The organism is Parabacteroides sp. PM6-13, from assembly GCF_029892605.1.
Taxonomy (GTDB): Bacteria; Bacteroidota; Bacteroidia; order Bacteroidales; family Tannerellaceae; genus QVMG01.
Genome location: NZ_JARXWF010000001.1, coordinates 289,668 through 304,629, shown reverse-complemented (window position 1 = coordinate 304,629; position 14,962 = coordinate 289,668). Strand labels below are relative to the sequence as shown.

Below are 14,962 nucleotides of genomic sequence, written 5' to 3'. Positions count from 1 at the left end.
GCAAACTTACGTAAAATTATTGAAACAGAGTCTATCCGACAATAAATAATCAATAGATGGCTTCTCCAATAACCGGCCATTGGTTTTCGTCCCATAACAGGCGGAATATCCGCAGTTTGGAACGTCCGTTGTCATTGGCGTCATAGCCGTGGAATAACAAGAAGTCTTCATTGTCCCAGCCTACAACGGCATTATGTCCCACGCCATGCCAGTCCTCATCGCCTGCCATCAGGATGGTACCACCACCAAAGAGCATGTCTTTTCCCTCTTTGTCGTAATAGGGTCCGGCCACATTCTTAGAGCGTCCGTAAATCATTTTATAGGTGCTTTCAATGCCTTTGCAGCAATAGTCGATAGAGGCAAAGAAATAATAGTAATCCCCTTTTTTGTACACAAAAGGCGCTTCGATCGCATTGCCACCCGCGTCTACCGGATTATTATCGATTGATGGCGGGTTTTCTGCCCGGCGATCGTTCTTGCGCGAGGCGATGGTCCGGGGTTTTTCGCCCGGATAGGGCTTTTTGAGGTCGTCGGTCAGGCGAATAATCTGAAGCCCGTCCCAGAAAGAGCCCCAAAACAGATAGGGTTTTCCGTCTTCGCCATAGATGAGATTGGCGTCGATGGCGTTCCAGTTGTCGACACCGGGTATTGAGCAAATCACCGGACCCTGGTCGACCCATTCGAAGTCGGGGCTCTGTGGGTCAAGCGTTTTATTGGTCACCAATCCCAGGCAGGAGGTGTTCTTGCCAAAGGCCGAGATGGAATAATAGAGGTGGAACAATCCGTTGTGGTAGCTGATGTCTGGTGCCCAGAAGTGGCCACGGAATCCTTTTACCGCCTCCAGTGTCCAGTCGGGCGCTTTCTCGAAGACCGGTTTTTCGCGTTTCCACTCTTTCATATCCGGGGAGGAAAATACACTCACCCCATTCCCGGTCGTAAACAGGTAATAGGTGTTGCCTTCTTTGATCATCACCGGGTCGTGCACTCCGATCCTGCGTTGCGGATCGTTATTTTGGGCAAACAAAGCGATAGGCAGAGCCATCAGTAATAAAATGAAAAGTACATTCTTTTTCATAACAAACAGATTATTATTAAGTATATGTTACCGTAGTAGTGCTACGATTTTTTCCAGATAGATCCGGTCGGTTTCGTCGAAGCTGTTGAGGCTGTCGCTGTCGATATCTAATACGGCGTAGACCGTATCGTTTTGTATCAGGGGCACGACAATCTCCGAACGCGAGGCGGAGTTGCAGGCAATATGTCCGGGGAATTGATCTACATCGGGCACAATCAGGGTTTGTTTTTCTTTCCAGGCTGTGCCACATACCCCTTTGCCATAACGGATGCGGGTGCAGGCGACCGGTCCTTGGAAAGGCGCCAACACCAGTTGTTCTCCATCGACCCGGTAGAAACCGACCCAAAAGAAGCCGAAGGTTTGGCGCAGAGCTGCCGCCACATTGGCCATATTGGCGATTGTGTCCCGTTCGCCTTCAACAAGGGCAACTATTTGGGGAAACAGGGAGGCGTAACGCTCTTCTTTACTCGTTCCGGTGATTTGTAAATCTTCAGCCATGATCTTTTTGTTTTCTTGTTTTAGAAGAGCGAAGATAACTATAAACACAGACTCTATTCTATTAACACACGTTAAAAAAACGTACAATCAGCCTGAATAATGGCTATCTTTGCAGACTCTTAGCAGTGACGCTGCTACCAGCATAAGATCAATCATTTATGACACAAAAGAATTCTCCTTTAGTACTGGGTACTGAGCGTACAGGTAAATTACTGACGCAATATGCTATCCCGGCTATCATTGCTATGACCGCCTCGTCGTTGTATAACATTGCCGATAGCATCTTTATCGGGCATGGAGTCGGTCCCTTGGCTATTTCCGGTCTGGCTCTGACCTTCCCGCTGATGAATCTGGCGGCAGCCTTCGGGTCGCTGGTTGGCGCCGGAGCGGCCACCCTGCTTTCGCTCAAGCTGGGACAACGCGATTACGAAAGTGCCAACCGGGTGTTGGGTAACGTGTTTGTGTTAAACATCTTATTAGGTATTGCCTTTACGATTGTCAGCCTGATCTTCCTGGATCCGGTGCTCTATTTCTTTGGGGCCAGCGACCAGACAATCCAGTATGCCCGCGAATATATGGAGATCATCCTGATGGGTAATGTGGTGACGCATATGTATCTTGGCTTGAACGCGGTACTCCGTTCCGCTGGTTTCCCCCGCCTGGCCATGTATGCTACCTTGGCATCCGTAGTGATCAACTGCATCCTGAACCCGATATTTATCTTCGGTTTCGGATGGGGCATCAAAGGATCGGCTTGGGCAACTGTTATCTCGCAGTTGATCTCGTTGGGCTTTCAGCTCCGCCATTTTTCCAAATCGTCGAACCTTATCCATTTCCGGAAAGGCATATACCGACTGAAAGGTGAGCTGGTGAAAGATATCTTCTCGATCGGTATGTCGCCGTTTCTGATGAATCTATGCGCCAGCTTGGTGGTGATCCTGATCAACCGGGGATTGAAGGAACACGGAGGCGACCTGGCGATTGGTGCCTATGGTATCGTGAACCGGCTGTCGTCACTTTTCGTAATGATTATCATGGGACTGAACCAGGGCATGCAGCCCATTGCCGGGTATAACTACGGGGCGCGTCTCTTCCCGCGTGTGATGGAGATTACCAAACTGACCTTAAAGATCGGGATTGCTATTTCTACGACGGGTTTTCTGTTGGCACAAATCATTCCGGGCACCATGGTACGGATCTTCACCACCGACCCGGAACTGGTCGATATTGCCACAAAGGGATTGCGGGTTGCCTTTGCCGTATTCCCGATCGTCGGTTTCCAGATGGTAGCAACCAACTTTTTCCTCTCCATTGGCATGCCCCGCAAATCGATCTTCCTGTCGCTCTCGCGTCAGCTGATCTTCCTGGTGCCTTTCCTGATTATCCTGCCTCAGTTCTGGGGGACGTTGGGTGTCTGGATCTCTATCCCTTTCGCCGATGTAACGGCAGCTATCATCACCTGGTTTGTCTTGATGAATCAGTTCAAAAAGTTTAAAACCGCCAGAGAAAGCGATTAAAAGGAAAAAAATAATATATTTGTGTACATTGTTAATCAGAAAAACAGCATATGGAAAAGAAAATAATCCTTACGATCGGCCGTCAGTTCGGCAGTGGAGGACGCATAATAGGAAAACAGATAGCCGAGGAATTAGGCATCGGCTACTATGATAAAGAGATTATGGCGGTGGCGGCCAAAGAGAGCGGTCTTTGCGAAGAGGTGTTTGAAAAGGCAGATGAACGCACGGCCAGTGGGCTTTCGTACGCACTGACCACCGGTTATTCCTATATGGGTATGTATATGCCCTATACCGATTTCCTTTCCAACGACGGATTGTTTCAACTGCAAAGCGATGCGATGCGTAAGCTGGCGGCAGAGAACTCTTGCGTATTGGTAGGCCGTTGTGCCGATTACATCCTTCGTGATGAGCCGGGACTGTTCAGTTTCTTTATCCATGACAAGACAGAAAACCGGATCAAACGCATCATGGAGTATCAAAAGATTGGTGAAGAAGAGGCCAGAGAATTGATGATCAAGACCGACAAATCGCGTGCCGCCTACTATAATTATTATACGAATAAGACCTGGGGCGCTGCCAACTCCTACAACTTCTCGATCGACGCCTCCGTATTAGGCACCGACGAAACAGTCGCGCTGATGAAAGATTTTATCGAACGACGTCAGGGGAAAAGATGAGTTCGCTTAGGGTTCTCTATACTCTCCGATGATATAAATCGTATGGTCGGGTTGGATAGAAACCGGTAATTCATCGCTACCAAAGAAGATGTCTTCAATTAATTCTCCGTTTCTGTAAAAGTCAACTTGGGGAATGGAAGAAGATTGGAATAAAAAGATCTCATTTGAAACAAGCCCCAAGAGACCTACCATTTCCTCCGAAACCTTGTTTGTCGGAAGGGTGAAGGATGCCTCTTTACCTGTTATATTCCCTTCGTAATCAAGTGTGTTTGCTAAGTTTGAGATTTTAGCATGATAGGTGTTGCCCTCCATGTCCTTTTCATAAAAACCAAGTACGACTCCTCCTGTTACCGGCCGCATCTCTACCGGCTGTACCTCATTTGCTGGTGCCGGCATAATAACGGCTTTCCCATAATAGAGCTTGCCGGGGGGTGTGAATGATTCACCACTCTGTTTTAGTTTGATCTTTAAATTGCTGATCGGATCATTGCCCGCGATATCCGGGAGCTTCACATCTTTGTAGTTGCCATAAGCCACAATCGTCAGCTGGGAGGAGTTGTTCCTGTTATCGATATGAATTGTTTGCTTCCCTTCGATAGCCGCTTTGGAAAGAAATGTCTCCATAATCAATCGCTCCTGATCGTCGAAAATATACAAGGCCACCTCTTCGACATCACCGGATGTGGTCACGTCAGATCCGTAGCTATTAAGAACTTGCATGGATATATTATAGACCTTTTCTGCTTCTCCATCTTCTTCGCATGCGGTGAAAGACAGGGGGAATAATCCGACAAACAGCCAGATAAAAACGTTTTGTAACAGTCGGTTTTTCATATTTCAGTTGTTTTTAGTTTAAAGTACGATTAGTCTATCACATAACAATCCTATAAAGATAAGAAAATAAATCAATTAAAAAGCGGATGGTGTCATTTTTATACAAAAAAATAGGGTATTTTCGTATTGAACGATCTTAAAGACAGAGTGGAAAGAGATAATAAACTAAAATAAGTAACACGTATGAAAAGGTTCAGTAAACAGATCATTTTATGGAGCATATTGTTATGGATAGGCAGCGGGATGATGCCGATCTATGGACAGGATGTTATGGAGGAGGCGTTCGTGACGGTGAGTGGGGTAGTGAAAGACCAACGTTCGAAAAGAGCGCTTGAATATGTCAACGTGTCGGTGCCGGGAACAAATGTCGGTACCGTTACCAATGAGGATGGGCAATTCTCCCTCAAGGTAATGAAATCGTTGGGTGCCAATAAGATTGAGATCAGTCATATCGGTTACCTGAACAGCATTATCCCCCTGAATGGGCGGGATATAACCGGTTTGACTGTTGCGCTGGTGCCCAATGCCAATCTCTTGGAAGAGGTGATTGTGCGTGGAGGTGATCCCCGTTTGATTGTGGAACAGGCCATGGAAAAGATCCCTGAAAACTACAGCAAACAGGCCAATCTCTTTACCGGTTTCTATCGTGAAACGGCACAGAAGGGACGTCGGTATATCAACATCTCGGAAGCGATTATCGATGTCTATAAATCGCCTTACAAAGACATGAACGTAAACCGCGACCGGGTACAGATCTACAAAGGACGTAAGCTGTTGAGCCAACGTGCCGGCGATACGTTGGTGGTGAAGCTATTGGGGGGACCGAATCTATCGGTCTATGTAGATATCGTGAAGAATCCTGATGTATTGTTAGACCGCGAGATGCTGCCTTATTATGCTTTTCGTATGGAAGAGAGTGTGATGCTGGATGATCGCCACCATTATGTGATCAGCTTTAAGCCGCAGGCTATATTGCCTTACGCCTTGTATGAAGGCAAATTGTATATCGATCGGGAGAAGATGTCGTTCAGCCGGGCGGAATTCAATCTGAATATGGACGATCAAAATAAAGCTACGCAAGCCATTCTGCGGAAGAAACCGTTTGGTTTGCGCTTCCGTCCGCTGGAGGTCAGCTACCTGGTGACCTATAAAGAACGTGACGGGGTGACCTACCTAAGTTATATACGCAACGAGGTGCGCTTCCGGTGTGACTGGAAACGACGTCTGTTTGCCACCAACTACACGATCAACTCGGAAATGGTGGTCACCGATAGCAAACCGGCTGACACCACCATCCCCAGCCGGGAAGCATTCAAACAAAATCAATCGCTCTCTGATCGGGTGGCCGATTTTGTGGATGAGGACTTCTGGGGTGGGTATAACATTATCGAACCGACCGAGTCGCTGGAATCAGCCGTAAACAAGTTAAGAAAACAACAAAAATAATATCTTGATACTTTTTCGTACCTTTGGATAAGATAGGTATATAATGCGGTTATGTTAAACGGGATACTCTTGGTTGATAAGATCCGGAAAGGGGATATAGGAGCCTTCGAACAGGTGTTCAGGTTTTACTACACCCCTCTCTGTTTATATGCCGCAAGCCTTACCGGACGGATGGATATAGCCGAAGAGATCGTACAGGAGCTGTTCTATGTGTTTTGGAAAGAAAGGGAGCAGATCACCGTATTGCGTTCGCTGAAGAATTATTTGTATGGTGCCGTGCGCAACCGCTCTTTTCAATACCTGGAACATCTGGATGTGCGCCACCGTTACCAGGAGGCGATGGCAGGAAAAGAAAAGATCGAAGACCCGACACCGCATGACGATTTGGAATACAATGAATTGTTGAGACTCATCGATCAGACGATTCGTCAGCTTCCCGAGCGACGTCAACGCATTTTTAAGATGCACCGCTTCGAGGGGATGAAATACGCGGAGATAGCCGAGGCACTGTCGTTATCTGTCAAGACGGTGGAGGCAGAGATGACGAAAGCCCTTCAATTATTACGAAAAGAGATCGAGGCCTATACCTATAGAATATGAATAAAATGGATATACATCAACGAAAAACAGACCGGGCGTGGGACCGGTTATATGCCCGTCTGGATGAAGACGGACTGCTGGCGGGGGCTGTTGCCCCCTGTCGGAAAACGAAGAGGTTGCCCTCGCGGGGCATTCGCCTGTTGGCTGCGGTAGCCCTATTGTGTCTGGTGGTGGCCGGAGTGTATCATTATACGCTTCAGAACAACCGGGTCTCCTCCTTCCTGACACTTCGCAACGCGGAAGAGGCGACCACATTGATCACTACCCTGGAAGATGGTTCTGTGGTTTACCTGGCAGAAAAAGCGGTGCTTCGTTATCCCTCTTCCTTTGAGACCGATCGTCGTGAAGTGGCTTTGGAAGGAAATGCGCAGTTTGATGTCAGTGGCAACAAGGAACGTCCGTTTCTGATCTCAACAGAAAATGTGCATGTAGAGGTGGTAGGTACCTCCTTTCGGATACGAAACGAGGGAAACGCGCCTTTTGAACTAAGCGTGAAGTCGGGCGTTGTGAAGGTTGTTGCCCGGGAAAGCGGACAGAGCAGCCTGGTGAATGCCGGCGAGATAGCCCGCTTGCAAGCCGGCGAATGGCAGATTAATAAGATGGAAGCGAATCGCGACCCCATGAAGCGTATCCGCTTCAAAGATGAACGCCTGGGCGATGTCCTGCGTATACTCAATCAAGAGATCTCTTCGGTGCCGCTATTGACCATTCCTGCGTTGGAAGATCGTAGCTTCACGGTTGCCTTCGAAGGGCATAGCCCGGTAGAAATGGCTGAGGTTATTTGTCTGGGACTGGGTCTTGCTTATACCCAAACCGAAGAGGGCCTGTTGATTACAGAACCATGAAATAAGAGATAAAAGATGAGACTGCCGGTTCCTTTTCGCTTTATCCTATGTCTCGCCTGGTGGCTATTGTGCGTAGCCGCTCCGGTGATGGCAGATGGAGAGGGATTGGATCGGAAGATCGATCTGCCCCGAAGCAAAGGGAGTGTCTATAAGATGCTGGGACTGGTGACCGACCGTTCCGGCTATTTGTTTGTCTACGACAGTCGGGTGATCGACAACGACAAGGAGGTCAAGCTAAAAAAAGGGCGTTACACCATCCGGCAGGCCATCCGGCTCATCACCGGTGATCCCGCTTTATCGTTGCGTATCTCCGGTAACCATATCCTGATTCATCCGCAAGAGGCTGAAACAAAATTCCTTCCGAAAGAGGCACCTCCGCGGGAAGAGAACGTATTGTCTGAACCGGCGCTCTTTACCATCGAAGGGGTGGTGACCGACCGCTACAATAACGAGCCGATCTCTTACGCGACCATCGGTATTGTCGAAGGGGCGATCGGTACGATCACTAATCAGAATGGCGAGTTTAGGTTTACCTTCCCCGATTCCTTACGGAAATATCCGGTGCAGTTCACTCATTTAGGTTATACCTCTTACACGGTTGACACCGATCTGTTGGCAGGTGCTTACCGCTATATTACGCTGGAACCGAAGGTGATACCCCTGCAGGAGGTGATTGTCCGGTTGGTGAATCCGGTAAAGCTCCTGGATGAGATGTTGGCGAAGCGGGTGGAGAACAACGCGGCAGATCCGGTCTATCATACCGTTTTCTACCGGGAAGGCATCCATAACCGGAAGCGATTGGTGAGCCTCACCGAGGCATTGTTTCAACTCTATAAAACGCCCTATACCTCTCCGGTGACAAGCGATCAGGTGAAGCTCTTGAAGATGCGGCGCCTGCGTGATACCTCAGAGCGTGATACCATGATTACAAAGTTCAAATCGGGCATACAAACGACATTATTGCTCGATGTGGTAAAGAATCTGCCCGACTTCTTCCTGCCGGAAGAGCGTGTATTATACGACTATGCACATGCCGATATCAAAGAGATAGACGGTCGACTCGCCAATGTGGTCACCTTCGAACAACGAGCCGGTATCACCTCGCCACTTTTCAAAGGTGAGATCTATATCGATATGGAAAACAGCGCTTTGTTGGGTGTCTCCTTCCGGGTGCATCCCAAATTTGTGTCAGAGGCGGCCCCTATGTATGTCGAGCGCAAGAGTCGCCAGTTGCATGTTGTTCCGCAAGAGGTCTCTTATACCATTTCCTACAAAGAGTCGAAAGGGGTTTATTATATCAACCACATTCGGGGTGACCTGCAATTTCGTGTGCGTAAGAAGAGACAACTCTTTAGCACCGCGCTACATATCTGGTTTGAAATGGCCACCGTGAAAACGGAAACGGAAGAGGTAAAACGTTTTGCCCGGAGTGAACGCATCCCAACCCATAGCGTTTTCTCCGAAACAGAGTATACCTATGACAAACGATTTTGGGAACAATTCAATATCATTCTCCCGGAGGAATCGCTCCAGGAGGCCATCAATAAAATATCGAATATCATAGAGGAGACTGAAGAGTAGTGACTTTTAAAATCATAAAGAGGGCCTTTTCTCAAAGGCCCTCTTTATAGGTTTTTAATAGGTATTAGTCTTTAAGGCAAAAAGATTGTTTAGGTTATCTGCATGCAAAGATGAGCCTTTTATCGAGACCGCACAAAAAAAAAAACATATTATAAAACACATTTTCACCATTCTCGATACTTATTTGCAGGTTGTCTTACTTTTTAACATTTCGACTGCCTGTTTTTAAAGGCTCCAGTAGGCCATTTGGGCGATTCGTCCTTGATAAATACCCTTTACGTCACCCAAAACGGCCGGTTCGTTGGCTATGGTCAAAAACCATTCTTCGCTCAATGTTAAATATTCCTTATGCGAAACGGCCACAATGATGGCGTCATACCGCCCTTTTGGTTGCTTTTTCAGGCTCAGGCCATACTGCTTTTCCACCTCTTCGGGCGACGCGTAAGGGTCGGTCACATCCACCTCCATGCCGTAGTCTTTTAGTTCGTTGATAATATCCACCACTTTGGAATTACGGATGTCGGAAACATTCTCTTTAAAGGTCAATCCCATCACCAGGGCACGCGCGCCCAAGATGTTTTTGCCCTGGGCAATCATTCTTTTCACGATCTTCTTACCGATATAGCCGCCCATAGAGTCGTTCACAAACCGCCCGGAGTTGATCATTTTTGGGTGGTAATTCAATTCGCGTGCCTTATATACCATATAATAGGGGTCAACCCCCACGCAATGGCCGCCCACCAGTCCCGGCGTGTAGGGCTGGAAATTCCATTTGGTTCCTGCCGCCCGCAACACATCGTAGGTATTGATACCCATGCGGTCGAATATGATCGACAATTCATTCATCAACGCGATATTCACATCCCGCTGCGTATTCTCTATGATCTTGGCTGCTTCGGCCACTTTGATCGATGGGGTACAATGCAATCCCGCTTCCACTATCAGCCCGTACACCTTTTCCAAGGTGTCTAAGGTCTCTTCATCGGAAGCAGAAACAATCTTGATTGTATTTGAAAGCGTATGCTTCTGATCACCCGGATTGATACGTTCCGGTGAGTAGCCCACATGAAAGTCTTTCCCCGCTTTTAAGGAAGAGGCTTGTTCCAATAGGGGAATACAGTCTTCCTCCGTACAACCCGGATAGACGGTCGATTCATAAACCACATAATCGCCCTGTTTCAATACCTGACCCACCTGTCGTGTCGCGCTGAGTAACGCCGTCAGATCGGGTTGGTTGTGGCGATCGATGGGAGTAGGCACGGCAATGATATAGAAAGAGGCACGGCGGAGATCGTCGACTGATGAAGTGAAGAGGATATCTTTCCCTTCGAACTCTTCCGGACTCACCTCGTTGCCCGGATCCATCCCTTGTTGTAGTTTCTCTAACCGATCTTTGTCGATATCATACCCGATCACCGACAAATGGCGGGCGAATGCCATGGCAAGAGGCAATCCTACATAACCCTGGCCAATCACCGCCAGCTTTTTTTCTTTTCCGATCAATGCTTTATACATACCTTTTCTCCTTACTTGAACCAGAATGATTCCTTTACGCTCGACTCCATCTGCTGCTGTATCTCTTCCGGCAACTGATAAAAGAAGTCGATCCCACAGACCTTCTCTACGCTATCGATAGGGATCGCTAACGATCTGAGCGACTGCTTTCCATAATCTCTATTCTCTACTAAGAACGCAATTCCCTGGTATTTGTTATTTGAGTAACAACAAATCACCTTATAAAAATGCGTCGGTACGCCGACCCGGTTTTTCCCCATCACACGCATCCCCTCCTCAATGACCGGTCCGGTGGCTATCCATACCGATCCGTAATCTCTGGCCCATTGGCGACATTTATTCTCCAACGTGTTCCAGAGACCCTGGTTGAGTTTCCGGTTTTGGGGGCATATATTGCTTAGGTAGAATGTCTCGCGCATCGCCTTCTCTGACCATTTCATATCGCCGGCAGGTGCCATATGTCCGCGATCAAACCCGGTACCGGTGTAGTCTTCGTGAAGTGCCGTTGCCCCTTTTACCATCGGATCGGGCACGAACATATTGGTGCGAGGCAGTTTGCCGTTCGCCTCCTCGCGCGTCAGCTCCCAGGCTACCCAGTTGGCTATCTTATAGTTGGAGTTATAGGAGAGCGAGTAGCCCTCGTGGTGAATGATCTGTTCGTTGCGCTTGACACGAAGAATAGGCAATTCGATCCGTACCCCCTGGCTGTCAATATCGTTATTCAACGCAGCGTTTCTCTCACCGGGAAACATAAAAGTCTCCCTTGGGTCGGAAGAGAAGAGTTTTGCCAATAACCGTTTGGGCGCCGCGTTGTCGGGATCCTTCGGATAGATAATATCCGTGAGATAGAGAGCTGCGAAAATACCCACTATCACCAATAATACACTCCCTACAAACCTCCTGACGCTGGTCCAGAAGCTTTTTTCTTTCGCTTTCCGATTTGTTTTACCTGGCTTCTTTTTCTTAACGGGTTTTTTGCCCCCTTTTTTCTGTGTCATATAATACCTCTTATCGGATACAAAATTAATAGAAATAACGGATAATCGCTAAAGCCGGCTTATAGACCGGCCGCTCTCTTTCAACTTATTTTCATATCTTTGCGCCCATTGATGAGCTATATAACTACAAATTAATTGATTCAAAACAATGGGGAATTCATTTAAACCGGGCACGTTGTGTGTGCAGGCCGGATGGCAACCGAAGAAGGGCGAACCGCGCCAGCTTCCTATTTATCAGAGTACGACATTCAAATATGATACCAGTGAGCAGATGGCACGCCTGTTTGACCTGGAGGAGAGCGGTTATTTCTATACCCGCCTGCAAAATCCGACCAACGATGCGGTGGCTGCCAAGATCACGGCCTTGGAAGGTGGGGTGGCCGGTATGCTGACATCGTCGGGGCAGGCAGCCAATTTCTATGCGTTGTTTAATATTTGCGAATCGGGCGACCATTTTGTGGCGCAAACCAGCATATACGGGGGAACCTACAACCTGTTCTCCGTGACAATGAAGAAACTGGGCATCGAATGTACATTCATTGATCAGGATGCTTCGGAAGAGGAGATTGCCAAGGCATTCCGACCGAACACCAAGGCGCTGTTCGGTGAGACGCTCTCGAACCCGGGCGTGATGGTGTTGGATATCGAGAAATTCGCTCGCATTGCGCATAAACACGGGGTTCCTTTAATTGTCGATAATACCTTTCCTACGCCTATCAACTGTCGCCCGTTTGAGTGGGGGGCTGATATTGTGACTCATTCGACGACGAAATACATGGACGGACACGCAGCGGCAGTGGGCGGTGCCATTGTCGATAGCGGCAACTTCGACTGGGATGCCTATGCGGATAAGTTTCCGGGATTATGCACGCCCGACGAGTCGTATCATGGATTGACTTATACCAAAGCCTTCGGTAAAGGTGCTTATATCACCAAGGCAACGGCACAACTCATGCGCGACCTGGGATCTATTCAGGCGCCGGAGAACGCTTTCCTGTTGAATCTTGGATTGGAAACGCTTCATCTGCGTATGCCGCAACATTGTAAGAATGCTTTGGCGGTGGCCGAGTGGCTGGAGAAGAACGAGAAGGTGGCCTGGGTAAGCTATCCGGGACTGAAAAGCAATAAATACTACGACCTGGCACAGAAATATATGCCCGACGGCACCTGTGGCGTGCTTTGCTTCGGCCTGAAGGGTGGGAGAGAGGAGTCGATCCGCTTTATGGACAGCCTGAAACTGGTGTCGATCGTGACCCATGTGGCCGATTCGCGCACCTGTGTGCTTCATCCCGCCAGCCATACGCATCGTCAGTTGAGCGATGATCAACTGAAAGAGGCGGGCATCGCTCCCGACCTGATCCGGTTCTCCACCGGCATCGAGTGCGCGGAAGATATTATTGCGGATGTTGAACAGGCGCTACAATAAGAAATTATGAATTATGAATTATGAATTCGGCAACACGAACTTCATAATTCATAATTCATAATTCATAATTCAAAATTAGCATGGATTTACAGGATAAAGCCGAAAAGGTAGAGAAAGAGACCCGGCAGTTCTTTAAGAACATAAAAAAGAACCGGATGCGTGAACTGGATGACGTGGTTCATGCGCTTCACGAGGAGGCATTCGAGGAGATCGATTGCCTGGCGTGTGCGAACTGTTGTCGTACGCTGGGACCGCGATTGACTGATCGCGACATCGAGCGCATGGCCTCTGCCTTGCGGATCAAGCAGCAGGAGGTGATTGCCCGCTACCTGCGCATCGACGAAGACAATGATTATGTCTTCAAAGAGATGCCCTGCCCGTTCCTTTGTGCCGACAACTATTGCAGCATATACGAAGACCGTCCGCGTGCCTGTCGCGAGTATCCGCATACCGACCGCAAGAAATTCTATCAGATCTACCCGCTGACCATAAAAAATGCCGGGACTTGCCCGGCAGTTTTTGAAATCTTAGAACGATTGAAGAAAGAGTTTTAAGCCCCTCCCTTAATTCGCGAATTTATACAGTCCCGACGCGTGCGGAGCCAATGTCTGTACGAAGTCGTTGGATACGACACCCAGTTCTTCGCCGGTCCACATATTCGTTACCTTGCAGTCGCCATTCAGTCCCAGATCTTTCAGGTTGACCGCGATCTCCTGTGCCTTTTCGTCATCGATATTAAAGATAGCCAAATAGGCTTCCTGCGTATTCGGATTGCGAGAGGCAATCGCCACCTTATTGTCTTGCTGGAAAAGCTGCTGCACATCCGTGCTTTCGCGGTGCATTTTCAATACCTCTTTATTGGTAAGCAAGGAGAGGGTGAAGTCGTCGTTGCTCGGCAGGTCGCCACCAAACATCAACGGTGAACGGAAAATGGTGAACAGCGTCATCAGGGTGTATTGCTCGTCCGGTGTCAGGCGGGTCATACGGTCTTCGCCTCGCTCGCCACGTACGGATATTCTTCCCAGCGGAATCATATCGCAATCGGGCCAGGTGCCGGGTGTAATATAAGGATACCAGCCTTGGGCTACGTCCAACAGGTGGGTGATGTCTCTCCAAAGGTCCCATACATCGTCAACCATACGCCACATATTGGCATGTTCGCGCACATGTTCGGCATCCTCAAGCGGTGTTTTTCCCGGCGACAGGCTCAATACGATCGGACGACCGCATTGGTCGATGGCGTTACGCACCAGTTCGATCTCCGGCTGGTGATACGGACGGGTGATATCGTCGATCTTCACAAAATCAACACCCCAGTCGGCATACAGGTTGAAGATAGAATTGTAATATTCCTGCGCACCCGGACGATCGGCTACAACTGTGTAGTTGTCGCGCAACCAGCGGCATTGCAGTTCCGTGGAGTAGATCTGATCGGCCGTTACGCCTTCAGCTCCTAAGATCGGGAGTTTCTTTTCTACGGCCTCTTTCGGGATACCGCGCATGATGTGGATACCGAATTTCAGTCCTTTACTGTGTACATAATCGGCCAGTTCCTTGAATCCTTTTCCGTTGGCGGAAGAGGGGAAGCGGTTCGTGGCCGGCTGATAACGTCCATATTCATCCAATACATAACGAGGGTCGGTCTGGTTGTATCCTCCGGCTTTGTCGTTCTCCACAAACCAGCGGATATCCACCACCACATATTCCCAGCCAAATTCCTTTAGGTTTTCCGCCATGTAGTCGGCATTGGCCTTCACCTCATGTTCCATCACCGTCGGCCCATAGCAATCCCAGCTATTCCAACCCATCGGAGGGGTTGCGGCCCATTCCTTAAACTCCCCTTGCTGGAAAGCCACTCTCTCTACCTGCTTCTGTCCGCAGGAGCTCAACAGAAGAGCCGCTCCAAGCAATACTAATACACCATGTTTCATATTCTTTCTTTTAGAGTTA

14 protein-coding genes are annotated in these 14,962 nt (G+C 48.6%); 8 read left to right on the top strand and 6 right to left on the bottom strand.

The window, feature by feature from the left end:
• Positions 1-49: 49 nt before the first annotated feature.
• Positions 50-1,075, bottom strand: a complete 1,026-nt coding sequence (locus M2134_RS01205; RefSeq protein WP_280749575.1) for a family 43 glycosylhydrolase — start codon at positions 1,073-1,075, stop codon at positions 50-52.
• A gap of 27 nt (positions 1,076-1,102) precedes the next feature.
• Entirely contained in the window at positions 1,103-1,573 is a 471-nt protein-coding gene (locus tag M2134_RS01200) for a GAF domain-containing protein (RefSeq protein ID WP_280749574.1), read from the bottom strand.
• Positions 1,574-1,731: 158 nt separating this feature from the next.
• Here M2134_RS01200 and M2134_RS01195 point away from each other — a divergent pair, with 158 nt between their 5' ends.
• Positions 1,732-3,090, top strand: coding sequence for an MATE family efflux transporter (locus tag M2134_RS01195; RefSeq protein ID WP_280749573.1), 1,359 nt, complete (start codon positions 1,732-1,734; stop codon positions 3,088-3,090).
• A gap of 50 nt (positions 3,091-3,140) precedes the next feature.
• Complete coding sequence (locus tag M2134_RS01190; protein WP_280749572.1) at positions 3,141-3,767, top strand: cytidylate kinase-like family protein; 627 nt, start codon at positions 3,141-3,143, stop codon at positions 3,765-3,767.
• 6 nt (positions 3,768-3,773) lie between these two features.
• Here the strand turns inward: M2134_RS01190 and M2134_RS01185 are convergent, their stop codons facing one another.
• Complete coding sequence (locus M2134_RS01185; protein ID WP_280749571.1) at positions 3,774-4,601, bottom strand: FimB/Mfa2 family fimbrial subunit; 828 nt, start codon at positions 4,599-4,601, stop codon at positions 3,774-3,776.
• 183 nt (positions 4,602-4,784) lie between these two features.
• Between M2134_RS01185 and M2134_RS01180 the strand changes: the two genes are divergently transcribed.
• From M2134_RS01180 to M2134_RS01165, 4 genes are read left to right on the top strand one after another with little or no spacing between them, the layout of a single operon-like run.
• A complete protein-coding gene (locus M2134_RS01180) occupies positions 4,785-6,047 on the top strand; it encodes a carboxypeptidase-like regulatory domain-containing protein (RefSeq protein ID WP_280749570.1) in 1,263 nt (420 codons plus the stop codon).
• Between the two features lie 51 nt (positions 6,048-6,098).
• Positions 6,099-6,647, top strand: coding sequence for an RNA polymerase sigma-70 factor (locus M2134_RS01175; RefSeq protein WP_280749569.1), 549 nt, complete (start codon positions 6,099-6,101; stop codon positions 6,645-6,647).
• A gap of 5 nt (positions 6,648-6,652) precedes the next feature.
• Positions 6,653-7,492, top strand: a complete 840-nt coding sequence (locus M2134_RS01170) for a FecR family protein (RefSeq protein ID WP_280758110.1) — start codon at positions 6,653-6,655, stop codon at positions 7,490-7,492.
• A gap of 15 nt (positions 7,493-7,507) precedes the next feature.
• Complete coding sequence (locus M2134_RS01165) at positions 7,508-9,073, top strand: carboxypeptidase-like regulatory domain-containing protein (RefSeq protein WP_280749567.1); 1,566 nt, start codon at positions 7,508-7,510, stop codon at positions 9,071-9,073.
• A gap of 225 nt (positions 9,074-9,298) precedes the next feature.
• Here M2134_RS01165 and M2134_RS01160 read toward each other — a convergent pair whose 3' ends face one another.
• Together M2134_RS01160 and M2134_RS01155 are read right to left on the bottom strand one after the other, a co-directional pair.
• Positions 9,299-10,588: a nucleotide sugar dehydrogenase gene (locus M2134_RS01160; RefSeq protein WP_280749566.1), complete on the bottom strand. Its 1,290-nt coding sequence runs from the start codon at positions 10,586-10,588 to the stop codon at positions 9,299-9,301.
• A gap of 11 nt (positions 10,589-10,599) precedes the next feature.
• On the bottom strand, positions 10,600-11,586 hold the full coding sequence (locus M2134_RS01155; RefSeq protein WP_280749565.1) for a DNA/RNA non-specific endonuclease: 987 nt from the start codon (positions 11,584-11,586) through the stop codon (positions 10,600-10,602).
• A 148-nt stretch (positions 11,587-11,734) separates the two neighbouring features.
• Between M2134_RS01155 and M2134_RS01150 the strand changes: the two genes are divergently transcribed.
• Both M2134_RS01150 and M2134_RS01145 read left to right on the top strand, forming a co-directional pair.
• Positions 11,735-13,012 (top strand): O-acetylhomoserine aminocarboxypropyltransferase/cysteine synthase family protein, encoded by a 1,278-nt coding sequence (locus M2134_RS01150; protein WP_280749564.1) that lies wholly within the window; start codon positions 11,735-11,737, stop codon positions 13,010-13,012.
• Between the two features lie 80 nt (positions 13,013-13,092).
• Positions 13,093-13,566: a YkgJ family cysteine cluster protein gene (locus M2134_RS01145; protein WP_280749563.1), complete on the top strand. Its 474-nt coding sequence runs from the start codon at positions 13,093-13,095 to the stop codon at positions 13,564-13,566.
• Between the two features lie 9 nt (positions 13,567-13,575).
• Here M2134_RS01145 and M2134_RS01140 read toward each other — a convergent pair whose 3' ends face one another.
• Entirely contained in the window at positions 13,576-14,943 is a 1,368-nt protein-coding gene (locus M2134_RS01140) for a glycoside hydrolase family 27 protein (protein WP_280749562.1), read from the bottom strand.
• Positions 14,944-14,962 lie beyond the last annotated feature (19 nt).

Bases quoted from the DNA above. Each gene is read 5' to 3' on its own strand.
- M2134_RS01205 (WP_280749575.1), bottom strand. From the start codon at position 1,075: ATGAAAAAGAATGTACTTTTCATTTTATTACTGATGGCTCTGCCTATC.
- M2134_RS01200 (WP_280749574.1), bottom strand. From the start codon at position 1,573: ATGGCTGAAGATTTACAAATCACCGGAACGAGTAAAGAAGAGCGTTAC.
- M2134_RS01195 (WP_280749573.1), top strand. From the start codon at position 1,732: ATGACACAAAAGAATTCTCCTTTAGTACTGGGTACTGAGCGTACAGGT.
- M2134_RS01190 (WP_280749572.1), top strand. From the start codon at position 3,141: ATGGAAAAGAAAATAATCCTTACGATCGGCCGTCAGTTCGGCAGTGGA.
- M2134_RS01185 (WP_280749571.1), bottom strand. From the start codon at position 4,601: ATGAAAAACCGACTGTTACAAAACGTTTTTATCTGGCTGTTTGTCGGA.
- M2134_RS01180 (WP_280749570.1), top strand. From the start codon at position 4,785: ATGAAAAGGTTCAGTAAACAGATCATTTTATGGAGCATATTGTTATGG.
- M2134_RS01175 (WP_280749569.1), top strand. From the start codon at position 6,099: ATGTTAAACGGGATACTCTTGGTTGATAAGATCCGGAAAGGGGATATA.
- M2134_RS01170 (WP_280758110.1), top strand. From the start codon at position 6,653: ATGGATATACATCAACGAAAAACAGACCGGGCGTGGGACCGGTTATAT.
- M2134_RS01165 (WP_280749567.1), top strand. From the start codon at position 7,508: ATGAGACTGCCGGTTCCTTTTCGCTTTATCCTATGTCTCGCCTGGTGG.
- M2134_RS01160 (WP_280749566.1), bottom strand. From the start codon at position 10,588: ATGTATAAAGCATTGATCGGAAAAGAAAAAAAGCTGGCGGTGATTGGC.
- M2134_RS01155 (WP_280749565.1), bottom strand. From the start codon at position 11,586: ATGACACAGAAAAAAGGGGGCAAAAAACCCGTTAAGAAAAAGAAGCCA.
- M2134_RS01150 (WP_280749564.1), top strand. From the start codon at position 11,735: ATGGGGAATTCATTTAAACCGGGCACGTTGTGTGTGCAGGCCGGATGG.
- M2134_RS01145 (WP_280749563.1), top strand. From the start codon at position 13,093: ATGGATTTACAGGATAAAGCCGAAAAGGTAGAGAAAGAGACCCGGCAG.
- M2134_RS01140 (WP_280749562.1), bottom strand. From the start codon at position 14,943: ATGAAACATGGTGTATTAGTATTGCTTGGAGCGGCTCTTCTGTTGAGC.